This is a genomic window from Streptomyces sp. NBC_00582, assembly GCF_036345155.1.
Taxonomy (GTDB): Bacteria; Actinomycetota; Actinomycetes; order Streptomycetales; family Streptomycetaceae; genus Streptomyces.
Genome location: NZ_CP107772.1, coordinates 8,829,450 through 8,851,155, shown reverse-complemented (window position 1 = coordinate 8,851,155; position 21,706 = coordinate 8,829,450). Strand labels below are relative to the sequence as shown.

Sequence of the window (21,706 nt, the reverse complement as noted above, 5' to 3'; positions counted from 1 at the left end):
CGCAAGCGGAACCACCCCGGGCCTAAGGGGCGCGGGGAGCTGCGCGATCACCCCCCACGACCCGCATCCGGCCCACCGTCGAAGGACCCCTCACCGCGCCCCCACCACCTCCGGCACCCCCACCGGCCACGTGTGCACCGGCTCCCCCTCATGCATCAACTCCGCGTACCGCCGCGTCGTCGCGGCCAGCGCCGCGTCCCGCGACAGTCCCGCCTCCACCGCCCGCCGAAACGTCGCCACCTGCCACGTCGCCCCGTTCGTACGCCGCCGGCACCGCTCCTCGATCACCCCGAGGTAGTAGTCCCGGTCGGCCGGTTCCACCCCCCACGCGTCCAGCCCGGCCTCCGCCAACGGCAGCAGCTCCTCCCGTACGAGACTGACCGCGTCCACCTCGCCCACGCCCCCGAGCCGCCCGCGCCGCGGCCACTGGAGCCGCGCCTCGATGCCGTACCGGCACGCCGCGTCGAAGTTCGCCTCGGCCGCCTCGAACGACAGCCGCGACCACACCGGCCGTGTGTCCTCGGCGAGGGCGCGGACCAGGCCGTAGTAGAAGGCCGCGTTGGCGATCACATCGGTCACCGTGGGCCCGGCGGGCAGCACCCGGTTCTCCACCCGCAGGTGGGGGACGCCGTCGGCGATGCCGTACACGGGCCGGTTCCAGCGGTAGACGGTCCCGTTGTGCAGGACCAGCTCGGCCAGCGACGGGGTGCCGCCCGCCTCCAGCACCTCCAGCGGATCCTCCTCGTCGCACAGCGGCAGCAGCGCGGGGAAGTAGCGCAGGTTCTCCTCGAACAGCTCGTACGCCGAGCTGATCCACCGCTCACCGAACCAGGTCCGCGGCCGTACGCCCTGGGCCTGGAGCTCGGGCGGGCGGGTGTCGGTGGCCTGGGTGAACAGCGGGGGCCGGGACTCGCGCCACAGCTCGCGGCCGAACAGGAACGGTGAGTTGGCGCCCACGGCGATCTGCGCGGCGGTGACGGCCTGGGCGGCGTTCCACACGTCGGCGAAGCGCGCCGGGGTGACCTGGAGGTGCAGTTGCACGGAGGTGCAGGCGGCCTCCGGCACGATCGACTTCGAGGTGCACGACAGATGCTCCACGCCGTCGATGTCGAGGGCGAAGTCCTCGCCCCGGGCGGCCACGATCTGGTCGTTGAGGAGGGTGTAACGGTCGACGTCGGAAAGATTGGTGGAGACCAGATCGTCACGGTCGAGAGTCGGCAGAATACCGATCATCACGATTCCCGCGTCGACCTCGCCCGCCTTCCGATGGGCATATGCCAGTGACGTACGGAGTTCCTCGGCGAGCCGGTCGAATACCCGCCCGCCCAAGCGGTGTGGAGCTATGTTGACTTCCAGGTTGAACATGGCGAGTTCTGTTTGGAAATCTCGGCTGGCGATCCGCTCGAGCACTTCGCCATTCAGCATTTTCGGCAGGCCGTCGGCGCCCGCGAGATTCAGCTCGATCTCGAGCCCCATGAGGTTCTTCGGCCGGTCGAAGCGCTTCTGGGCCAGAAGCCGCTCCAGCCCCGTCAGACACCTTCGGAGCTTGTCGCGGTACTGCTGCCGATCGGACAGGTCGAACGCGCCCGCCACGACCTTCTCCCCCATCGAAGCGTCCCTCCTCGCATGGGCGGGCCGGGGATCCGGCCGCCGGTCTCCCGGGTCAGGTGGGATGATGCCCAGCCGGACCGATCGATAACGTCCCCGTCGGCTCCCGCCACCCGCTAGTCTGACCGGAAGTGTCCGGACGGTCCGGAGGCACATTCACGGGGCAAGCGGCAGACGGCCCTTTCACTAACTCCGGAACTCACGCTCGGGAACTCGTGAAAAAATCCGACGAGAATGGGCCGACCATAGCGCGCACATATCCCGAGGTCATCGCGGCCTCCACCGCTCTGAATCGGGATGATTCACACGTATCGCCGACCGAATGGACCCTTGCCGGGTGTCCCGGGATCGGCTAGACGAAACACAGTCTGAACACGTGTCGTATAAACTCCTCGCACAAGGCGGAGAAGGTGGCCCCGCGGTCGAAGGAGCCTGTCGTCCACGTGGCGGCAGGCCGCTCGCGCACCCCGGCTGTCCGAAGACCCCGGCCCCCGCCTCTCCGACCCTGACGAGAGCTAGCTGACAGCGCCGTCCGCCCCCGCCCTCGCGCCACCGCCTGTGAATGAGAGGCGACCCATCATGCCGCTGCATGTCCCTCCGGCTCCCGCTCCCGCCCTGCGCTCCGTCCTCATGGCCCTCGGTTCCCCCACCGCGGTCCGTGAAGCACGAACTCCCTCCCTGCGCACCGCCCAGGACGAGGCCACCCCCGAACTGCCGCTGCCGCTGCACGTCCTGGACCGGATCACCCCCGAGGGCGTGTCCGCGACCCGGCTGGCCGGCTGGCGCTTCCTGATCCGCTGCGGCGACCGGGCCGTGGCGGCGGCCGAGACCCGGCTGACCCCGGACGGCTGGGCGTTCTCCCATTTCTTCGAGGGTCCCTACATCGCCTCCACCGAACGCGCCCTGCGGCAGGCCGAGTCGACGACCCAGCCGTACCAGGCGCGGCTGCTGTCGGTCCCCGGGCTCTACATGCTCACGCTCTGGCTGCACGGCGACACCGACACCGACGGCACCACCGGTCACCCCGCCGCGACCGACCTGCTGGTGCCGCTGGCCCCCGCGCCGCCCGGGATCGCCGCCCATCGCGCCCACCGGGTCGCCGAGTTGCTCCCGGTGCTGACCCTTCGGGTGACGCCGTCGGCGCCACCGCCCCTGCTGGGCTCACCCGCCTGACACGGCGGCCCCGCACCCCCGTACCCCGCCACCGCGGCTCCGGTGGCGGGGTACGGTGCTCGTCACCCGGGGTGTTCGTCCCCGCGTCCCCGTCCGGACTAGCCCCATCCGGCCACTGGAAACCACCCGAAGTGACAGTGCAGTTGAGATGAACCGCCCGCGCGGGTGATGCGTCATGAACCTGTGAGAGGCGGTGCCGCGAAATCCCTGCGGAACGACGTCCGTGGGGCAACACTGGGTTCCGACCGACTTATCACAACGGGGGGCGGCCATGAACGACGTACACGACGCTTCACGCCGCGGGACAGACACGACCACATCCACCTCACGGATCACGCCAGAGCGGAAGAACCCATCCATGTGCCAGCACCAGCCACCGTGCCCTACAGCAACCTCCGCCGACCGGGAGTCCGCCCGGCTCGTGGCGCACCACCCGGAGCAGGGCTGGAGCCTGCTGTGCAACGGCGTCCTCCTCTTCGAGGACACCGGTGAACTCCTGCCGGACGGGCAGGTCATCGCCCCGCACCGGGTCACGACCGCAGCCTGAGCACCACTCGGACGGCGCGGGACCGCCGTCCGGGGACATCGAGGGGCCGGACCGCGGCCGGCCGCCGCGAACCGGCCCCGACGCGTGTCCGGGGCCGCTCACTCCTCGTAGCGCCTCTCTTCCCTTCCGTACGTACGTCTTTTCCGGAAGACTCCTGGAAGTTTCGGCGGCGCGCCCGGAACGGGTCGACGGAGGTGGGGGAATGACGGCGGACGACACGGCGCCCACGGGCCGGAGCAAGGTCACCATCACGGAGATCGCCCGCCGGGCCGGTGTCTCGGTCCCGACCGTCTCCCGCGTGGTCAACGGCCGCTCCGACGTCTCCCCGCGCACTCGCGCACTCGTCGAGGACCTGCTGCGGGAGCACGGTTACCGCAAACGCCCCGCCGCCCCCTCCGCGACCCGCGCGGCCCTGCTCGACCTGGTCTTCAACGACCTCGACAGCCCCTGGGCGGTGGAGATCATCCGGGGGGTCGAGGAAGTCGCCCACGCGGCCGGAGTGGGCACCGTCGTCTCGGCGATCCACGGCCGCTCCGGGGACGCCCGTGAGTGGATGCGCAATCTGCGCGCCCGCGCCTCCGACGGGGTCATCCTGGTGACCTCGGCCCTGGAACCCCCGCTGCACGAGCAGTTGCGCATGCTGAACGTCCCGCTGGTGATCGTCGATCCGATGGGCTCCCCCGCCCTCGACACCCCGACCATCGGCGCCGCCAACTGGTCCGGCGGCCTCGCCGCCACCCAGCACCTGCTCGCCCTCGGTCACCGCCGCATCGGTCTGATCGCGGGCCCGCCCCGGCTGCTGTGCTCCCGCGCCCGCCACGACGGCTACCGCGCCGCCCTGGAGGCGGCCGGCCTCGCCGTCGACGAAACCCTCGTCGTCCCCGGCGACTTCCACCCCGAGTCGGGCTTCACCGGCTGCACGGCCCTGCTGGACCTCCCCGATCCGCCGACCGCGCTCTTCGCGGCCAGCGACCAGATGGCCCTCGGCGCGATCGAGGCGCTGCGCCGACGCGGTCTGCGGGTCCCGGAGGACATGAGCGTGGTCGGATTCGACGACCTTCCGGAGGTCCGCTGGTCCGCGCCGCCCCTGACCACCGTCCGCCAACCCCTCGCCGACATGGGCAAACTGGCCGTCCGCACGGTCCTGCGCCTGGCCCGCGGCGAGCACCCCGACTCGCCGCGGGTCGAACTGGGCACGGAGTTGGTGGTCCGGTCGAGCACCGCACCACCCCGACGCGCTAGCTGAGTGCCTCGCGGATCGCGGTGTACGCGGGCTTCGGCGCGAGCTGCTCGTCCCAGGGCAGGGCGGCCCCCTGACCGGGGAAGAAGGCCGGGATCCAGGAGTACTTGTCGGTGTAGTCCCAGACCGTGATGCCGGCACAGCGCCGTACCGCGAGGCACGCCTCGGTCAGATCGCCGTACCACTCGGCCTGCTGGGCCAGCTTCTCCTCGGTCGCGGGCAGCAGCATCCGTACGTCGACCTCGGTGAGCGCGGTGTCGAGGCCGAGGCGGGAGAAGCGGCGGAGGTTGTCCTCCAGGGTGGTCGGATAGCCGTACTGGAGGGCGAGATGGGCCTGCAGCCCGATGCCGTTCAGCGGGACGCCCTGTGCCTTCAGCTCCTTGGCCAGGGCGTAGTAGGCGTCGCTCTTGGGGCCCACGGCCTCGATGTTGTAGTCGTTCAGGTACAGCTTCGCCTTCGGGTCGGCCTGGTGGGCCCAGCGCAGGGCGTCGGCGATGTAGCCGGGGCCGAGGGTCTTGTAGAAGACCGTCTCGCGGTAGGTGCCGTCCTCGTTGAACGCCTCGTTGACGACGTCCCAGGCGTAGACCTTGCCCCGGTAGTGGCGCACCTCGGTCTGGATGTGGTTCTTCAGCACGGCGCGCAGCTCGTCGGGCGTCCACTCCCTGCCGGTCAGCCAGCCGGGCAACTGGCTGTGCCAGACGAGGGTGTGGGCGCGCACCTTCTGGTGGTTGGCCCGGGCGAGGTTCACGATCTCGTCGCCCTGGGTCCAGTCGAAGACGCCCTGCTGCGGCTCGGTGGCATACCACTTCATGCCGTTGCCGGGGGTGATCATGTCGAACTCGCTGCCGAGGATCCTCGTGTACGCGGTGTCGGTGAGTTCGGGGTTGTCGGTGGCGCTGCCGAAGTAGCGGCCGTGACGCCGTGCCAGGTCCGCGAGGGTGGTCCGGTGGGGTTTGTCGTGGGCCTGGGCGGCGGGCCCCGTGGCGATCCCGGCGGCGACGAGGACGGCGGCGAGGGCTCCGGCGAGTCTCAGCCGGGTGCGGGCGGTGCTGGACATGGTGCGACTCCTCACGGTCGATGGGGCGTGGGCAGGCGCGGGCAGGGCCGGGCGCGGGTCATCCCTTCGTGGCGCCGGCCGCGAGACCGCCGACGAGCTGGCGCTCGGCGACGGAGTAGAAGGCCAGGGCGGGAACCATGGCGAGGACGAGATAGGCGAAGATGCGGGCGTACTCCGAGGAGTACTGGCCCTGGAACTGCTGCACACCGATCGGCAGCGTCCACCAGGTGGGCTCGTTGAAGACCAGCAGCGGCAGGAAGAAGTTGTTCCAGCTCGCCACGACGGCGAGCACGGAGACCGTGCCGAGCGCGGGCCGCGCCATCGGCAGCAGGATCCGCCAGAAGAAGCCGAGCGGCCCGCATCCGTCGAGGGTCGCCGCCTCCTCCAGCTCGGCCGGGATCTCCCGGAAGAAGCCGCGCAGGATGATGATCGTCATCGGCAGCCCGAACGCCGCCTGCGGCAGGATCACCCCGAGCGGGTTGTCCAGCAGGTCCATCGAGCGCAGCAGCAGGAACAGCGGCAGCGCCGCCACGGCGAAGGGGAACATCAGCCCCATCGTGAACAGCGTGAACAGCAGCTCGCGGCCCCGGAAGGCGAACCGGGCGAAGGAGAAGGCGGCGAGCGCGGACACCGCGACCACCACCACCGTCGTACCGGCCGCGATCACGGTGCTGCTGCCGAGCAGTTGCCAGAAGGAGCGGGAGCCGAGGATGTCGGTGTAGTTGGAGACGACCCACGGGTCGGGCAGCCCGATGGGGTTGCGGGAGAGCTGGTCGGTCGACTTGAAGCCGGACAGCACGGCGTACAGCAGCGGTACGGCCATCACCACGCCGACGACCACCAGCACGGCGTGCACGGGAAGGGTCCGGCCGGTCCTGCGGGCGCTCACGAGCGGCCTCCTCGCATGGTCGTGGTGGCGCCCTGGAGATCGCGGCGGAGCACGAACCGCTGGTAGGCGAGGGCGAAGACGAGGCTGATGCCGAACATGACCACGCTGATCGCGCTGGCGTAGCCGACCTGGTAGCGCTTGAAGCCGTACTGGAACATGGTCACGGCCATCGTCTCGGAGTGGTGGTCGGGGCCTCCGGCCGTGACGATCCACACCAGGTCGAAGAGCTGGATGGCACCGATCACGGACAGGAACACACTGATCCGCAGGGTCGGCGCGAGCAACGGCAGCGTGACGTGGCGGAACCGCTGCCAGGGCCCGGCCCCGTCGATCAGCGCCGCCTCGGTCAGCTCGGCCGGGATGGACTGGAGTCCGGCGAGGTAGAGCATCATGTGGAAGCCGAAGTACTTCCAGGTCATGACCAGGAACAGGGTGGCCATGACGGTGGACGGGTCCGCGAACCACTGCCCGCCGAGGCCGTCCAGTCCGACGGCGCCCAGCAGATGGTCGGCGAGGCCGTCGTCGGGGGCGAAGATCATGCTGAAGAGCACGCCGGTGATCGCCTCGGAGAGGATGTACGGCGCGAAGAACAGCATCCGGTAGACGGCCCGGCCGCGGATCCGCTGGTTGAGGGCGACCGCGAGGGCGAGGGCGAACGGAAGCTGGAGCAGCAGCGACAGTGCGACCAGCACGAGACAGCGCCACAGGTCGCCCAGGAACACCGGGTCCTGGAAGAGCCGGGTGAAGTTGTCGCCGCCGACGAAGTCCTCGGGCATCCCGAAGCCGCCCCAGCGGAAGAACGCGGCGTACAGCGCGAACAGCATCGGCAGCAGCACGAGTGTGCCGAACAGCACCAGGGCGGGCACCTGGAGACCGACGGCGGTGAGCCAGTGCACCACGCTCCTGCGCCTGCGGCCGGCCGCCGCGGGCAGGGGCGGCGGCCGGTCGGCGTCCGGAGCGCTGCGCTTGTCCGGGAGGTAGGTCGAGGCCATCCGGCTACTGCTCTTCCTTCGCGACCTTGGTGATCGACTCGGCGACCTGCTGGGGGGACTTCGATCCGGCGATGAGTCCGGCGACGCTGTCGTTGACCTCCTGGCCGACGGCGGGGGCGTACGCCTGGTCGAGATAGAGCTGGAAGCCGGTGGCGGCCTTCAACTGGGCCTGTACGGCGGACAGGTTGGGATCGGTGAGGGCGCTCTCGGCGGCCGGTACGACGGGCAGCACGCCCGTCTTCTTGACCAGTTCGGTGTCGGTGGTGGCCGAGGCGAAGAACTTCAGGAAGTCGACGGCCGCCTGCGGGGCGCCCTTGCGCAGCGCGTGCCCGCCGCCTCCGCCGAAGACCTCGGTGATCGCGCCCTGGCCGCCCTCGACCGCGGGGAACGGGAAGAACCCGAGGTCGGCGCCGAGCCCCTTGCCCGCGTCGGCCTCGACCACCGGCGCCCACTGGCCCATCAGCTCCATGGCCGCCTTGCCGTTGCCCATGGTGGCGGCCTGGCCGGTGGGGGTGCTGTACGCGGCGCCGAGGAAGCCCTTCTGGAACGGCTGGAGGTCCACGAGTTCCTCCAGATGCCGACCCGCCTGGACGAATCCGTCCCCGGTGAAGTCCTTGTCGTCGTTCGCCTTCCGCAGGGCCTCGATCCCGGCGGTGCGCATGGCGAGGTAGGCCCAGTAGTACATGCCCGGCCACTTCTCCTTGCCGGCCAGGGCGAGCGGGGTGATGCCGGCGGACTTCAGCTTCTTCACGGCGTCCAGGAAGCCGCTCCAGGTGGTGGGGGGAGCGCTGAGGCCGGCCTTCTTGAAGAGCGCCTTGTTGTACCAGAAGCCGATCATGCCGATGTCGAACGGGATGCCGTAGACCTTGTCGTCGACGAGGTACGGCTCCCGTGCCACGGAGAGCAGCCCGTCGCCCCATCCCTTGCTCTTGTCGGTGAGGTCCTCGACGAGCCCGGCGTCGATCTGTTGCCTCAGGACGCCGCCGCCCCAGGTGTGGAAGATGTCGGGCAGCTTCCCGGAAGCCGTCAGCGCGGTCATCTTGGACTTGTAGGGGTCGTTCTCCAGCTGGACGATCTTGACCTTCACCTTGGGGTTCTGGGCCTCGAACCGCTTGGCGAGTGCGGCCCAGACGTCCTTGGTGGGCTGGGTGGTGGAGATGTTCCACCACTCGATCGTGGTCGTCCCCGACGACCCTCCGTCCGAGTCGCCGCCGCAGCCGCTCAGTGCCGTCATGCTCACCCCGGCAGCGGCGGAGGCCGCCAGGAAGCCGCGGCGGGACAGTGCCGGGTCGCCCATCATGCGCTCCTTGGGTAGATCCTTGTTGATCGAAAGTTTCGAATCAAATCCAGAAAGCTTCGCTGCTGCCGCACCCTAGAGACACCCTCCGACGGGTGGCAACCCCCTGAACACAGGGAATCCTCATAGGCGTTCACGAGCGCGGGGTCACAGGCGCCCGGAGGGACGTCGAAACATTCGATCCGGCGGGCGAACATTACGAACAGCCACAGGGGCGGCGGGAGAGTGGCCGAAAAGCGCCTGCCGTTCGAGCTCCCCGACGCCTGGCCGCGACCAGTCTTAACGGAAGCTTGACGCCGTCCGGCCCCTCATCCGCAGGCCTGTGCGTCACTCTCCGCTTACGCTGAATCCGCCGTCCGCGTGATGGCCGAAACCCCACGCCGGAGCCGCACCCAGGAGCACGCCGATGGCCACGACCGAGCACCCTCCCCCCAGTCGCCTGCGCGCCTGGATGCTGGAGGGCCTGTCCGACATGGGCAAGGGCCATGCGCAGCAGGGCAGCCAGGCCGCCGCCGAACCGGAGCACCGGGGCCAGCCCTGGTACCGGGTGATGTGTCTGACGGGCGTCGACTACTTCTCGACCCTCGGCTACCAGCCGGGCATCGCGGCCCTCGCGGCCGGTCTGCTGTCACCCATCGCGACCATCGTGCTGGTGATCGTGACCCTGGCCGGCGCCCTGCCGGTCTACCGGCGGGTGGCCGAGGAGAGCCCGCACGGCGAGGGCTCGATCGCGATGCTGGAGCGGCTGCTGTCCTTCTGGCAGGGCAAGCTGTTCGTGCTGACCCTGCTGGGCTTCGCCGCCACCGACTTCCTGATCACCATCACCCTGTCGGCCGCCGACGCCTCCACCCACCTGGTGGAGAACCCGCATCTGACCAGCGCGCTGCACGACAAGCAGATGATCATCACCCTGGCCCTCGTCGCCCTGCTCGGCGCGGTGTTCCTCAAGGGCTTCCTGGAGGCCATCGGGGTCGCGGTGGCCCTGGTCGGCCTCTATCTCTCGCTGAACGTCGTGGTCGTGATCGTCGGCCTGTGGCACGTCCTCACCGAGGGGCACGTGGTCACCGACTGGGCCGACGCCCTCACCGCCGAGCACGGCAACGTCTTCGTCATGGTCGGCGTGGCCCTGATCGTCTTCCCCAAGCTCGCGCTCGGCCTGTCCGGCTTCGAGACCGGCGTCGCCGTGATGCCGCACGTCAAGGGCGACACCGGCGACACCGAGGAGCAGCCGACCGGCCGGATCCGGGACACGAAGAAGCTCCTCACCACGGCCGCCCTGATCATGAGCGTCTTCCTGATCGCGACCAGCTTCATCACCACGCTGCTGATCCCGGAGAAGGAGTTCGAGCCCGGCGGCCAGGCCAACGGCCGCGCCCTCGCGTATCTGGCGCACGAGTACCTCGGCAGCGCCTTCGGCACGGTCTACGACATCTCGACCATCGCGATCCTCTGGTTCGCCGGCGCCTCCGCCATGGCCGGTCTGCTCAACCTGATGCCCCGCTACCTCCCCCGCTACGGCATGGCCCCGCACTGGGCCCGCGCGGTGCGCCCGATGGTCATCGTCTTCACCCTCATCGCCTTCCTGGTCACCTGGATCTTCGACGCCGACGTCGACGCCCAGGGTGGCGCGTACGCCACCGGCGTCCTCGTCCTGATCAGCTCGGCCGCCATCGCCGTCACCATCGCCGCCCACAAGGCCGGGCAGCGCAACTGGACCATCGGCTTCGCGGTGATCTCCGCGGTGTTCCTCTACACCACCGTGGCCAACGTCATCGAGCGCCCCGACGGTGTGAAGATCGGCGCCTGCTTCATCGCCGGGATCATCCTCGTCTCCCTGCTGTCCCGGCTCGCCCGCGCCTTCGAGCTGCGCGTGACGAGCGTGGTCCTCGACCCGATGGCGGAACGCTTCATCCGGGACATGGCCAGCCGGAAGATACGGTTCATCGCCAACGAGCCCGATCAGCGCGACAAGGCCGAGTACCGCGACAAGATCGAGCAGATCCGCGCGGACAACGACCTTCCCGGCGAGGACTTCGTCTTCGTCGAGGTGACCGTCCTGGACCCGTCCGAGTTCGAGGCGGGCCTCACGGTCCGCGGCGAGGTCCTGCACAACCGCTACCGGGTGCTGACCCTCGAGTCCTCCTCCATCCCGAACGCCCTCGCCGCCCTGCTGCTCCACACCCGCGACGCGACCGGCTGCCTCCCGCACATCTACTTCGAGTGGACCGAGGGAAACCCGTTCGCCAACTTCCTGCGCTTCTTCCTCTTCGGCCAGGGCGAGGTCGCCCCGGTCACCCGAGAGGTGCTGCGCGAGGCGGAACCGGACCGCTCGCGCCGCCCCCGCGTCCACACCGGCTGAGCGCGCCGGCCCCACCGACGGCGCCCCGACCGCCGTACGGCTCCGCTGCACGCGGGCCCTATCGTGACCCGCATGCAGAGCTACACGATCGGCCAGGCGGCACGGCTGCTCGGCGTGAGCCCCGACACCGCGCGCCGCTGGGCGGACGCCGGCCGGGTCGCGACCCATCGGGACGAGGCCGGGCGGCGTCTCATCGACGGCAAGGACCTCGCCGCGTTCTCGGTCGCCCTCGCCCGCACGGACAGCGCCGAAGAGGACGCCCCGTACACCTCGGTCCGCAACGCCTTCCCCGGCATCGTCACCGCCATCAAGCTCGGTGACGTCGCCGCCCAGGTGGAGATCCAGGCCGGCCCGCACCGACTGGTCTCCCTGCTGACCCGGGAGGCCGTCGAGGAACTGGGCCTGGAGGTCGGCATGGAGGCCACCGCCCGGGTGAAGTCCACGAACGTGCACATCGACCGCGTCTGAGCAGCGGCGGGCCACCCTCCCGACCCCGCCGGCCCGCCGCCTCCGTACGAACGCACATGCGTGCCCATCACCCACCTCACCCCGGATTATGCGAAGCCCCGGAAGACGTATGCCTTGCATATGCGGCATCATCATGATGTTGGACCGTTCGAGGGATCGCCGATACCGAGGAGTGCAACGTGATGACCCGTACCGAGCGCCGTGCCCGCCGCGCCGTGCAGGTGACCGGCGCGGGAGTCGCCGCGCTGCTGGCCCTGAGCGCCTGTTCCTCCGACGACTCCGGCGACACGTCGGCCAAGTCCGGCTCCTCGGCCTCCTCCTCGGCCTCCCCGAAGCTCTCGGGCACGGTCACGGTCTTCGCGGCCGCCTCGCTGAAGGAGAGCTTCACGGCCCTCGGCCAGAAGTTCGAGAAGGCGCACCCGGGCACGAAGGTCACCTTCAACTTCGGGGGCAGCGACACCCTGGCCGCGAGCATCACGGGCGGCGCCCCGGCGGATGTGTTCGCCTCCGCCAGCCCCAAGACCATGGCGATCGTGACCGACGCGAAGGACAACGCCACCGAGCCGGTCACCTTCGTACGCAACCAGCTCGAGATCGCGACCCTGCCGGGCAACCCGGAGAAGATCTCCTCCCTCAAGGACCTCACCCAGTCCGGTCTGAAGGTGGTGCTGTGCGACAAGGAGGTGCCGTGCGGCGCCGCCGCCCAGAAGGCGCTGGAGGCGAGCGACCTCAGGCTCACGCCCGTGTCCTACGAGCAGGACGTCAAGGCCGCGCTGACCAAGGTCGAACTCAAGGAGGCGGACGCGGCCGTCGTCTACAAGACCGATGTGCACGCCGCGGGTGACAAGGTGGAGGGCGTGGAGTTCCCCGAGTCCGCCGACGCCATCAACGACTACCCGATCACCCTGCTGAAGGACGCGCCGAACGCCGAGGCCGCCCGGGCCTTCATCACCCTGGTCCGCTCCGCCGACGGGCAGAAGGCGCTGGCCGAGGCCGGGTTCCTGCAGCCGTGACCCGCGCCGTGAAGCAGACCGCCGCGGATGCCCTGGAGGGCGGCCCGCGGCGCGCCCACCGCGTCCGTACGGGCGTCCCGCTCGCCCTGCTCCTGCCCGCCCTGCTGGGCCTCGCCTTCCTGCTCCTGCCGCTGGTCGCGCTCCTCGTCCGGGCGCCCTGGCACACCCTGCCCGAGCAGCTCACCAGCGCCGAGGTCTGGCAGGCCCTGCGGCTGTCGCTGATCTGCGCCACGGCGGCGACCGCGGTGAGCCTGGTGATCGGGGTGCCGCTGGCCTGGCTGCTGGCCCGTACGGACTTCCCCGGCCGGGGCCTGGTCCGCGCCCTGGTGACCCTGCCGCTGGTCCTGCCCCCGGTGGTGGGCGGTGTGGCCCTGCTGCTGGCCCTCGGCCGCAACGGCGTCATCGGGCAGTGGCTGGACTCCTGGTTCGGCATCACGCTCCCGTTCACCACGGCCGGCGTGGTGGTCGCCGAGACGTTCGTGGCGATGCCGTTCCTCGTCATCAGTGTCGAGGGCACGCTCCGGGCCGCCGACCCGCGCTACGAGGAGGCCGCCACCACCCTCGGCGCCTCCCGCTTCACCGCCTTCCGCCGGGTCACGCTCCCCCTGATCGCACCGGGCATCGCGGCGGGTGCCGTACTGGCCTGGGCCCGCGCCCTCGGCGAGTTCGGGGCGACGATCACCTTCGCGGGCAACTTCCCGGGCCGTACGCAGACCATGCCGCTCGCCGTCTATCTCGCCCTGCAGAGCGACCCGGAGGCCGCCATCGCCCTCAGCCTGGTGCTGCTGGCCGTCTCGATCGCCGTCCTCGCCGGACTGCGCGACCGCTGGATGACCGCGTCATGACGACGTGGCGCAGGACGTCCGTGATTCCGGAGACCGTGCCCGACGAGGGCCTCGACGCCCACCTCGTCGTCGACCGCGGCTCCTTCCGTCTCGACGTCGCCCTGACCGCCGCCGCCGGCGACGTCGTGGCCCTCCTCGGACCCAACGGCGCGGGCAAGACCACCGCCCTGCGCGCCCTCGCCGGTCTCGTCCCGCTCACCGGCGGACACCTTCGCCTGGACGGTACGGCCCTGGAGCGCACGCCCCCGGAATCCCGCCCGGTCGGCGTGGTCTTCCAGGACTATCTGCTCTTCCCGCACCTCACCGCCCTGGACAACGTCGCGTTCGGCCCGCGCTGCCACGGCGCGACCAAGGCGGAGGCCCGCGCGCAGGCCGCCGAGTGGCTGGACCGCATGGGCCTCACCGCACACGCCGGCGCCAAACCCCGCCGGCTCTCCGGCGGCCAGGCCCAGCGCGTCGCCCTGGCCCGCGCCCTCGCCACCCACCCCCGGCTGCTGCTCCTGGACGAGCCCCTCGCCGCCCTGGACGCCCGCACCCGGCTGGAGGTACGGGCCCAGCTCCGCCGCCACCTCGCCGCGTTCGAGGCGGTCGCCGTCCTCGTCACCCACGACCCGCTGGACGCCATGGTCCTCGCGGACCGCCTGGTCGTGGTCGAGGAGGGCCGGATCGTGCAGGAGGGCACCCCGGCCGACATCGCCCGCCGTCCGCGCACGGACTACATCGCCCAGCTCGTCGGCCTGAACCTCTACCGCGGCCACGCCGACGGCCACGCCGTACGCCTCGACACCGGCCCGGCCATCACCACCACCGACATCCTCTCGGGCCCCGTCTTCGTCGCGTTCCCGCCGAGCGCGGTCACCCTCCATCGCGACCGCCCCACCGGCTCCAGCGCCCGCAACCTCTGGCACTGCGAGATCGCGGGGCTCGAGACCCACGGCGACCAGATCCGCGCCGCCCTCACCGGCGAACTGCCCCTCGCCGCCGACCTCACCACGGTCGCCGCGGCCGAGCTGGATCTGCATCCAGGCGCGGCGGTCTGGGTGACGGTCAAAGCGGCACAGACCCATGCATACCCGGCATGAGCCGCACCGGGCCCTACCGTGGGTGCCCATGACCCTGAGCATCCGCAACCAGCTCCCCGGCTCCGTCACCGCCGTCCACCCCGGCGAGGTCATGGCCGCCGTCGACCTGCGCCTCGACGGCGGACAGGCCCTCACGGCGGCCATCACCCTGGAGGCCGTGCGGGAGCTCGCCCTCGCCCCGGGCACAGCCGTCCAGGCCCTGGTGAAGTCGACGGAGGTCTCCCTGGCCACCAACCGCGTCGAGGGCCTCTCGATCCGCAACCAGCTCCCCGGCACCATCACCGGCCTCACGACCGGCACGGTCATGGCCGTCGTGAAGATCTCCGTGGCGGACGCCGAACTCACCGCCGCGATCACCAAGGACGCGGCCATCGACCTCGGCCTCTTCGTGGGCTCCGACATCGTGGCCCTGATCAAGGCGACCGAGGTGTCCCTGGCGACGGCCTGAGCGCGAGGCGGGGCCCGTCCGCACCCGGACGGGCCCCGCTCCCTCACCGCCTGCCTGCTCAGTCCTCGTACGCGTCCAGCGGCGGGCACGAGCACACGAGGTTCCGGTCGCCGAAGGCCTGGTCGATCCGGCGGACCGGCGGCCAGTACTTGTCGGCGGCGGACACCCCGGCCGGGAAGACGGCCTCCTCACGGGTGTACGCGTGCTCCCACTCCCCGCCGAGCGCGCCCGCGGTGTGCGGCGCGTGCCGCAGCGGGTTGTCGTCCGCCGGCCACTCCCCCGCGCCGACCTTCTCGATCTCGGCGCGGATCGCGATCATCGCCTCGCAGAACCGGTCCAGCTCGATGATGTCCTCGGACTCGGTCGGCTCGATCATCAGCGTCCCCGCCACCGGGAACGACATCGTCGGCGCGTGGAACCCGTAGTCGATCAGCCGCTTCGCCACGTCGTCCACGCTCACCCCCGTCGCCTTGGTCAGCGGCCGCAGGTCGATGATGCACTCATGGGCGACCAGCCCGCCCGGGCCGGTGTAGAGCACCGGGTAGTGCGGCTCCAGGCGCTTGGCGATGTAGTTGGCGCTGAGCACCGCCACCTGGGTGGCCCGCTTGAGCCCCTCGCCGCCCATGAGCCGGACGTACGCCCAGGAGATGGGCAGGATTCCCGCGGAGCCCCACGGCGCGGCCGAGATCGGGCCCACACCCGTCTCGGGCCCGGCGGCGGGCTGCAGCGGGTGGTTCGGCAGATACGGCGCGAGGTGCGCGCGTACGCCGACCGGGCCGACGCCGGGACCGCCACCGCCGTGCGGGATGCAGAAGGTCTTGTGCAGGTTCAGGTGGGAGACGTCACCGCCGAAGTGCCCGGGCTTGGCGAGTCCGACGAGCGCGTTGAGGTTGGCCCCGTCGACGTAGACCTGGCCGCCCGCCTCGTGGACCTGGGCGCAGATGTCGGCGACGTGCTCCTCGAACACCCCGTGCGTCGACGGGTAGGTGATCATCAGCACGGCCAGCTCGTCGCGGTGCTGTTCGATCTTCGCCCGCAGGTCCTCGACGTCGATCTCGCCGTCCTCGGCGGTCTTGACGACGACGACCTTCATGCCGGCCATCACGGCGCTCGCCGCGTTGGTGCCGTGCGCCGAGGACGGGATGAGGCACACGGTGCGCCGCTCGTCCCCGTTGGCCCGGTGGTAGCCGCGCACCGCCAGCAGACCGGCCAGCTCGCCCTGCGACCCCGCGTTGGGCTGCAGCGACACCTTGTCGTATCCGGTGACCTCGGCGAGCCGGTCCTCCAGCTCCCGGATGAGCGTGAGGTAGCCCTCGGCCTGCTCGGCGGGCGCGAAGGGGTGCAGCTGCCCGAACTCGGGCCAGGTGACCGGCTCCATCTCGGTGGTGGCGTTGAGCTTCATGGTGCAGGAGCCCAGCGGGATCATGCCCCGGTCGAGCGCGTAGTCCCGGTCGGCGAGCCGGCGCAGATAGCGCAGCATCGCCGTCTCGGAACGGTGCTGGTGGAACACCGGGTGGGTGAGTATCGCGTCGGCCCGCAGCAGCCCCTCGGGCAGCGCGTCCCCGGCGGCCGAGTCGAGCGCCTCGACGTCCCCGTCCACCCCGAAGGCGGCCCATACGGCGGCGAGCTGGGCCCGTCCCGTGGTCTCGTCGCACGCGATCGAGACCTGGTCGGCGTCGACCAGCCGCAGGTTGACCCCGTGCCGGCGCGCCGCGGCGACCACCTCGTCGGCCTTCCCCGGCACCCGCACGGTCAGCGTGTCGAAGTAGGAGCCGTGCACGACCTCGACCCCGCCCGCCGCCAGCCCGGCGGCCAGGATCGTGGCGTACCGGTGGGTGCGCCCGGCGATCGCCCGCAGCCCGTCGGGCCCGTGGTAGACGGCGTACATCCCGGCCATCACCGCGAGCAGCACCTGAGCGGTGCAGATGTTGCTGGTGGCCTTCTCCCGGCGGATGTGCTGCTCACGCGTCTGCAGCGCGAGCCGGTACGCCTTGTGCCCGTCCGCGTCCACCGACACCCCGACGAGCCGTCCGGGCAGGCTGCGCGCGAACTTCTCGTGCACCGCCATGTAGCCGGCGTGCGGTCCGCCGAAGCCCATCGGCACACCGAAGCGCTGCGTCGTGCCGATCGCGATGTCCGCGCCCAGCTCGCCGGGCGACTTCAGCAGGGTCAGCGCGAGCAGATCGGCGGCGACGGTGACGAGCGCGCCGAGCCCGTGCGCCTGGTCGATCACGGCCTTGATGTCGCGTACGGCACCGGAGGCACCCGGGTACTGCAGCAGCACGCCGTTGATCTCACGCTCGGCGATGTCCGCCGGGATGCCCTCGCCGAGATCGGCGACCACGACCTCCACGCCCGTCGGCTCGGCACGCGTCTCGATCACGGCGATCGTCTGCGGGAGCACGTCCGCGTCGATCAGGAAGAGGCCCTTCTTGTTCTTCCCCATACGCCGGGACAGCGACATCGCCTCGGCCGCGGCCGTGCCCTCGTCGAGCAGCGAGGCACCGGAGGTGGGCAGCCCGGTGAGGTCGGCGACCATCGTCTGGAAGTTCAGCAGCGCCTCGAGGCGGCCCTGCGAGATCTCCGGCTGGTAGGGGGTGTAGGCCGTGTACCAGGCCGGGTTCTCCATGACGTTGCGCAGGATCACCGGCGGTGTGAACGTGCCGTGATAGCCGAGCCCGATCATGGAGTCGAGGACCTGGTTGCGGTCGGCCAGCGAGCGCAGCTCCGCCAGCACCTCGGCCTCGGTGCGCGCGTCCGGCAGGTCCAGCGCGTCGGCGTTCTTGATCACGTCCGGGACCGCGGCGGCGGTCAGCTCGTCGAGCGAGCCGTAGCCGACGTGCGCGAGCATCTTGGCCCGCGCCTCCTGGTCGGGCCCGATGTGACGCTGCTCGAAGGGGATACCCCGTTCGAGCTCGGAGAGCGGAATACGATCGGCGGTCATGTCTGAGGCCTCCTGGTCTGACGCGACCTTCGAGGGGCACCACGGCGCGGGTACCCGGACGGCCTCCCCCTCTGTCATCTCAACCTGAGAGCTTCACCCGCCGCCACCGGGGCAGCGGGCTTTCACCGTCGGTGAGGACGGAGGCCGTCGACGCCGTCGACATCCGCCCTGCTTTCCAGAGTGACCTCGTCCGCGCGGTACGTGTGCCTGAGAGATTCCGGGGAGGAGTTGCTCCTTCGGCGCCTCCGGTGGTCTTCGGAGGACTCTCCCGCACGGGGTCAGCAGCCGTTGTCAGACTACCAGCGAGGTCAACGGGACCCCCTCGAGTGGCCGCTCGTCCCGATGTGCTCTTTTGTAGTGCTTACGGATGAGTTGCGACCAAGTGGAGGGCCCGTGCAGACCGACATCGATCCGCGCAACCTGATCGGCCGCAAGGCGTTCGACCGCAACGGCACCAAGATCGGCACCATCGACGAGGTCTATCTCGACGACGCGACCGGTGTGCCCGAGTGGGCGGCCATACGCACCGGGCTGTTCTCCCGGGACGCCTTCGTCCCGCTGGAGCCGAGCGAACTGGTCGAGGGCACCCTGCACGTCCCCTTCGACCGGGCCCTGATCAAGGACGCGCCCGACTTCGGCGTGGGCCGGCACCTCTCCCCGGAGCAGGAACTCCAGCTCTACCACCACTACGGCCTGGACGTCGCCGCTCCCCCTCCCCTGCCGGACCACGACTTCGGCCGCCTGGCGGGCACGGACGAAGGCTGACGCCCTCACCGGTCGCCGCCTGCCATCCGGTTGTTCCCGTATCCCCCGGCACGATCCGGGAATGCGGACCCTGGGGCCTGTACATCCCGTATGTCCTGTTCGTCGTCGCTGTCCTCGCCGTCCTCGCCGGGTCTTCGCCGCACCAACGGCAGGGGTTCCGCAGACGCCAGGTCCGGGTCCTCCACCCGGAAGGTCCGCACCCGCCCCGGCTCCGAGTCGGGAGTCTCGAACCGCACGGTGACCCGGCCCAGCCCGCTCCCCTGCACCCACCCGTGTCCCAGCTCGGCATGGACCACGTCGTGCCCGGGGCGCCACCGGTGTTCGGCCGGCACCGGCTCCTGCCGCGCGGGCTCCTCGGCGAGCTCCTCCTCGGCCCCCTCGCCCCGTGCCTCCCCCGCCGCCTGGGCGAACAGGTCCTCCTGGGTGAAGTCCGCCAGACCGCTCACGCCGACGCCGAGCAGCCGCACCCCTCCCGTGGTGTCGACGGAGTCCAGCAGCCGCCCGGCGGCCTCCCGCACGACCGCCGGATCGTCCGTGGGCCCGCGCAGGGTCTCCGACCGCGTGAGTGTGGAGAAGTCGTACCGCCGCACCTTCAGCACGATCGTCCGCCCGGACAGACCCGAGCCCCGCAGTCTGCGGACACAGCGCTCCGCCAGCCGCCTCACCTCCAGCTCCACCCGCATCCGGTCATGGATGTCCACGTCGTACGTGTCCTCGACCGACACCGACTTGGCCTCCCGCTCGGCGACCACGGGCCGGTCGTCGCGGGCCAGCGCCATCGCGTAGAGCCCGTGCCCGTGCGCCTTGCCCACCAGGCGGACGAGCTCGTCCTCGCCCGCCTCGGCGAGCTCGTCGACCGTGGTGATCCCGGCCCGGCGCAGATGGTCCCCCGTCGCCGGACCGACCCCGGGCAGCGTCCGCACCGACAGGGGCCCGAGCAGCGCCCGCTCCGTCCCGGGTTCGATCAGCACCAGGCCGTCGGGCTTGGCCTGCTCGGAGGCGATCTTCGCCAGCATCTTCGAGGCGGCCAGTCCCACCGAACCGGTGAGGCCCGTGACGGCCCGGATGTCCGCCCGCAGCCTGACCCCCGCGAGCTGCGCCGACTCCCGGTCCCAGGCCGCTCCCCCGGCCTCCAGATCCACGAAGGCCTCGTCCAGGCTCAGCGGCTCCACCAGCGGCGACAGAGCCCGCAGCAGGCCCATCACCTGGTCGCTGATCTGCCGGTAGAACGTGAAGCGCGGCACGAGATAGGCGGCGTTCGGGGCCAGTCGGCGCGCCTGGGCCATGGGCATCGCCGAGTGCACCCCGAAGGCCCGCGCCTCGTAGGAGGCGGTGGCCACCACCCCACGCGGACCCAGACCGCCCACGATCACGGCTTTTCCCCGCAGACTCGGCTTGGACGCCTGCTCCGCCTGGGCGTAGAAGGCATCCATGTCGAGATGCAGGATCGTGGGCGCGTTTCTCACATCTCCGATGCTGCACCACACCACTGACAATGCCCCCGTCCGGCGGGAGCGGGGTGTCAGACCGCGCGGTTGCGCCTGCGCGCCAGCTCGTCCGCCGGGTTGGGCCCGACCAGCGTCTCGCCGGTGTCGACCCGCTCGCCGTGGAGCTGCGACAGCGCGCTCTCCACGTCCCGCCAGACCACGCCGACGGCGATCCCGAAGATGCCCTGACCGCCCTGGAGCAGCGCGTGCACCTCGTCGGGCGAGCCGCACTCGTAGACCGTCGCGCCGTCGCTCATCAGCGTCATCCGCTCCAGATCACGGAAGCCGCGCTCCCGCAGATGCTGGACGGCGGTCCGGATGTTCTGCAGCGACACCCCGGTGTCGAGGAAGCGCTTGACGATCTTCAGGACGACGACGTCCCGGAAGCTGTACAGGCGCTGCGTACCCGACCCGTAGGCGGGCCGCACGCTCGGCTCGACGAGCCCGGTGCGGGCCCAGTAGTCGAGTTGCCGGTAGGTGATGCCGGCGGCCGCACAGGCCGTCGGTCCGCGGTAGCCGATCTGCTCGGACGCCATGGACGCCGCCCCTCCGCTGCTCGGCACGGCCGCGGGTCGCTGCGGGACGGCATGATCGGCCGCGCCGCCCTGGTGGGGATACCCCCGCCCCGGGCGCAGCCGAGAGCTTGGGGGAGGGTACGGACCGCTCCCCCCGACACCGAGTCCGGGGGCACCCCCAGCCGTACCGTCGCCGCTGCTTCTCACGCCGACCTCCGTCCTTGACCTGCCTTCTCGACGGTAGGCAGTCACCAGGGGTGCGTCAACGATCGCCACACTCGCCACGCCGAGTGATAATCACCCTAAGAGTGGTTTCCCGCACCCCACCGCGGGGAAAGGCTAGCCGAATGCGTGGAGAAGGAGCCGTAGGACGCTCTCACGCGCCGCTGGCAAGTGCCGGGAACAGGGCGGCCGACCCGGTCCTCCTCGCGCCGGGTGGCGGCCCGGCACACGGCTACTGGTTGCTGGTGCCGAAGTCCTCGGGCGAGATCTGGTCGAGGAACTCGCGGAACTTCTCCACCTCGTCCTCCTGCTCGTCCGGGATGGCGATGCCCGCGTCGTCGAGCACCGTGTCGCTGCCGAAGATCGGCGTCCCCGTGCGCAGCGCCAGCGCTATGGCGTCGGACGGGCGGGCGCTCACCTCGACACCGCTGGCGAACACCAGCTCCGCGTAGAAGACGCCCTCCCGCAGATCCGTGATGCGCACCTCGGTGAGCTCCTGGCCGACGGCTTCCAGCACGTCCTTGAACAGATCGTGGGTCAGCGGTCGCGCCGGGGCCATGCCCTGCTGGGCGAAGGCGATCGCCGTCGCCTCCCCCGGTCCGATCCAGATGGGGAGGTAACGGTCGCCTCCCACTTCACGCAGCAGCACGATCGGTTGGTTGGAGGGCATTTCGACCCGGACACCTACGACATCGAGCTCGTTCACACAGCAACCCTAGGCCGTGCCCGGGACGTTTGGGTAGTCGGGCCGGGAA

At 70.8% G+C, this 21,706-nt stretch carries 19 protein-coding genes and 1 riboswitch; of the genes, 10 read left to right on the top strand and 9 right to left on the bottom strand.

Going from position 1 to position 21,706, the window contains the following annotated elements:
• Positions 1-90: 90 nt before the first annotated feature.
• Positions 91-1,608, bottom strand: a complete 1,518-nt coding sequence (locus OG852_RS40055) for a glutamate--cysteine ligase (protein ID WP_330350428.1) — start codon at positions 1,606-1,608, stop codon at positions 91-93.
• 579 nt (positions 1,609-2,187) lie between these two features.
• On the opposite strand from OG852_RS40055, the gene OG852_RS40050 reads away from it, so the two are divergent.
• From OG852_RS40050 to OG852_RS40040, 3 genes are all read left to right on the top strand, one after another.
• Positions 2,188-2,781, top strand: coding sequence for a hypothetical protein (locus OG852_RS40050; protein WP_330350427.1), 594 nt, complete (start codon positions 2,188-2,190; stop codon positions 2,779-2,781).
• 358 nt (positions 2,782-3,139) lie between these two features.
• Positions 3,140-3,328, top strand: a complete 189-nt coding sequence (locus OG852_RS40045) for a DUF5999 family protein (RefSeq protein ID WP_133917929.1) — start codon at positions 3,140-3,142, stop codon at positions 3,326-3,328.
• Between the two features lie 202 nt (positions 3,329-3,530).
• Positions 3,531-4,574, top strand: coding sequence for a LacI family DNA-binding transcriptional regulator (locus tag OG852_RS40040; protein WP_330350426.1), 1,044 nt, complete (start codon positions 3,531-3,533; stop codon positions 4,572-4,574).
• Here the strand turns inward: OG852_RS40040 and OG852_RS40035 are convergent.
• The 4 genes from OG852_RS40035 to OG852_RS40020 all read right to left on the bottom strand — a co-directional run bounded on the left by OG852_RS40035 (position 4,567) and on the right by OG852_RS40020 (position 8,803).
• Entirely contained in the window at positions 4,567-5,625 is a 1,059-nt protein-coding gene (locus tag OG852_RS40035; protein WP_133917927.1) for an endo-1,4-beta-xylanase, read from the bottom strand. The two genes, OG852_RS40040 and OG852_RS40035, sit on opposite strands and share 8 nt — an antisense overlap.
• Before the next feature lie 58 nt (positions 5,626-5,683).
• On the bottom strand, positions 5,684-6,448 hold the full coding sequence (locus tag OG852_RS40030) for a carbohydrate ABC transporter permease (RefSeq protein ID WP_330351579.1): 765 nt from the start codon (positions 6,446-6,448) through the stop codon (positions 5,684-5,686).
• Between the two features lie 62 nt (positions 6,449-6,510).
• Positions 6,511-7,506, bottom strand: coding sequence for a carbohydrate ABC transporter permease (locus tag OG852_RS40025; protein ID WP_133917925.1), 996 nt, complete (start codon positions 7,504-7,506; stop codon positions 6,511-6,513).
• Positions 7,507-7,510: 4 nt separating this feature from the next.
• Positions 7,511-8,803, bottom strand: coding sequence for an extracellular solute-binding protein (locus OG852_RS40020; protein ID WP_330350425.1), 1,293 nt, complete (start codon positions 8,801-8,803; stop codon positions 7,511-7,513).
• 406 nt (positions 8,804-9,209) lie between these two features.
• Between OG852_RS40020 and OG852_RS40015 the strand changes: the two genes are divergently transcribed.
• From OG852_RS40015 to OG852_RS39990, 6 genes are all read left to right on the top strand, one after another.
• On the top strand, positions 9,210-11,162 hold the full coding sequence (locus OG852_RS40015; RefSeq protein ID WP_133917924.1) for an APC family permease: 1,953 nt from the start codon (positions 9,210-9,212) through the stop codon (positions 11,160-11,162).
• Between the two features lie 72 nt (positions 11,163-11,234).
• Positions 11,235-11,630 carry a TOBE domain-containing protein gene (locus OG852_RS40010; RefSeq protein ID WP_133917923.1) on the top strand — a complete coding sequence of 132 codons (396 nt, stop codon included), beginning with the start codon at positions 11,235-11,237 and terminating at the stop codon, positions 11,628-11,630.
• Between the two features lie 182 nt (positions 11,631-11,812).
• On the top strand, positions 11,813-12,643 hold the full coding sequence (modA, locus tag OG852_RS40005) for a molybdate ABC transporter substrate-binding protein (RefSeq protein ID WP_330350424.1): 831 nt from the start codon (positions 11,813-11,815) through the stop codon (positions 12,641-12,643).
• Complete coding sequence (gene modB, locus OG852_RS40000) at positions 12,640-13,488, top strand: molybdate ABC transporter permease subunit (RefSeq protein ID WP_443064604.1); 849 nt, start codon at positions 12,640-12,642, stop codon at positions 13,486-13,488. The genes modA and modB overlap by 4 nt, the downstream gene beginning before the upstream one ends.
• A complete protein-coding gene (locus tag OG852_RS39995; protein WP_330350423.1) occupies positions 13,485-14,570 on the top strand; it encodes an ABC transporter ATP-binding protein in 1,086 nt (361 codons plus the stop codon). The genes modB and OG852_RS39995 overlap by 4 nt, the downstream gene beginning before the upstream one ends.
• A gap of 28 nt (positions 14,571-14,598) precedes the next feature.
• Positions 14,599-15,018, top strand: a complete 420-nt coding sequence (locus OG852_RS39990; protein ID WP_133917919.1) for a TOBE domain-containing protein — start codon at positions 14,599-14,601, stop codon at positions 15,016-15,018.
• A 58-nt stretch (positions 15,019-15,076) separates the two neighbouring features.
• Here OG852_RS39990 and gcvP read toward each other — a convergent pair whose 3' ends face one another.
• Positions 15,077-17,962, bottom strand: a complete 2,886-nt coding sequence (gene gcvP, locus OG852_RS39985; protein WP_133917918.1) for an aminomethyl-transferring glycine dehydrogenase — start codon at positions 17,960-17,962, stop codon at positions 15,077-15,079.
• A 185-nt stretch (positions 17,963-18,147) separates the two neighbouring features.
• Positions 18,148-18,243: riboswitch (glycine riboswitch) on the bottom strand.
• 112 nt (positions 18,244-18,355) lie between these two features.
• Between gcvP and OG852_RS39980 the strand changes: the two genes are divergently transcribed.
• Complete coding sequence (locus tag OG852_RS39980) at positions 18,356-18,727, top strand: PRC-barrel domain-containing protein (RefSeq protein WP_330350422.1); 372 nt, start codon at positions 18,356-18,358, stop codon at positions 18,725-18,727.
• 5 nt (positions 18,728-18,732) lie between these two features.
• On the opposite strand, the gene OG852_RS39975 is transcribed toward OG852_RS39980, so the two are convergent.
• The 3 genes from OG852_RS39975 to OG852_RS39965 form a co-directional block, all read right to left on the bottom strand.
• Positions 18,733-20,193, bottom strand: coding sequence for a DNA polymerase IV (locus tag OG852_RS39975; RefSeq protein WP_330350421.1), 1,461 nt, complete (start codon positions 20,191-20,193; stop codon positions 18,733-18,735).
• 56 nt (positions 20,194-20,249) lie between these two features.
• Positions 20,250-20,936 carry a MerR family transcriptional regulator gene (locus OG852_RS39970; protein ID WP_208117401.1) on the bottom strand — a complete coding sequence of 229 codons (687 nt, stop codon included), beginning with the start codon at positions 20,934-20,936 and terminating at the stop codon, positions 20,250-20,252.
• A gap of 247 nt (positions 20,937-21,183) precedes the next feature.
• Positions 21,184-21,657, bottom strand: a complete 474-nt coding sequence (locus OG852_RS39965) for a bifunctional nuclease family protein (RefSeq protein WP_055634823.1) — start codon at positions 21,655-21,657, stop codon at positions 21,184-21,186.
• Positions 21,658-21,706: the final 49 nt, after the last annotated feature.

Excerpts from the sequence above, each read along its gene's own strand:
- OG852_RS39995 (WP_330350423.1), top strand. The coding sequence starts at position 13,485 with ATGACGACGTGGCGCAGGACGTCCGTGATTCCGGAGACCGTGCCCGAC.
- OG852_RS40025 (WP_133917925.1), bottom strand. The coding sequence starts at position 7,506 with ATGGCCTCGACCTACCTCCCGGACAAGCGCAGCGCTCCGGACGCCGAC.
- OG852_RS40010 (WP_133917923.1), top strand. The coding sequence starts at position 11,235 with ATGCAGAGCTACACGATCGGCCAGGCGGCACGGCTGCTCGGCGTGAGC.
- OG852_RS40035 (WP_133917927.1), bottom strand. The coding sequence starts at position 5,625 with ATGTCCAGCACCGCCCGCACCCGGCTGAGACTCGCCGGAGCCCTCGCC.
- OG852_RS40015 (WP_133917924.1), top strand. The coding sequence starts at position 9,210 with ATGGCCACGACCGAGCACCCTCCCCCCAGTCGCCTGCGCGCCTGGATG.
- OG852_RS40020 (WP_330350425.1), bottom strand. The coding sequence starts at position 8,803 with ATGGGCGACCCGGCACTGTCCCGCCGCGGCTTCCTGGCGGCCTCCGCC.
- OG852_RS40030 (WP_330351579.1), bottom strand. The coding sequence starts at position 6,448 with ATGGCCGTACCGCTGCTGTACGCCGTGCTGTCCGGCTTCAAGTCGACC.
- OG852_RS40050 (WP_330350427.1), top strand. The coding sequence starts at position 2,188 with ATGCCGCTGCATGTCCCTCCGGCTCCCGCTCCCGCCCTGCGCTCCGTC.
- gcvP (WP_133917918.1), bottom strand. The coding sequence starts at position 17,962 with ATGACCGCCGATCGTATTCCGCTCTCCGAGCTCGAACGGGGTATCCCC.
- OG852_RS39990 (WP_133917919.1), top strand. The coding sequence starts at position 14,599 with ATGACCCTGAGCATCCGCAACCAGCTCCCCGGCTCCGTCACCGCCGTC.
- modA (WP_330350424.1), top strand. The coding sequence starts at position 11,813 with ATGACCCGTACCGAGCGCCGTGCCCGCCGCGCCGTGCAGGTGACCGGC.
- OG852_RS40045 (WP_133917929.1), top strand. The coding sequence starts at position 3,140 with ATGTGCCAGCACCAGCCACCGTGCCCTACAGCAACCTCCGCCGACCGG.
- OG852_RS40040 (WP_330350426.1), top strand. The coding sequence starts at position 3,531 with ATGACGGCGGACGACACGGCGCCCACGGGCCGGAGCAAGGTCACCATC.
- OG852_RS40055 (WP_330350428.1), bottom strand. The coding sequence starts at position 1,608 with ATGGGGGAGAAGGTCGTGGCGGGCGCGTTCGACCTGTCCGATCGGCAG.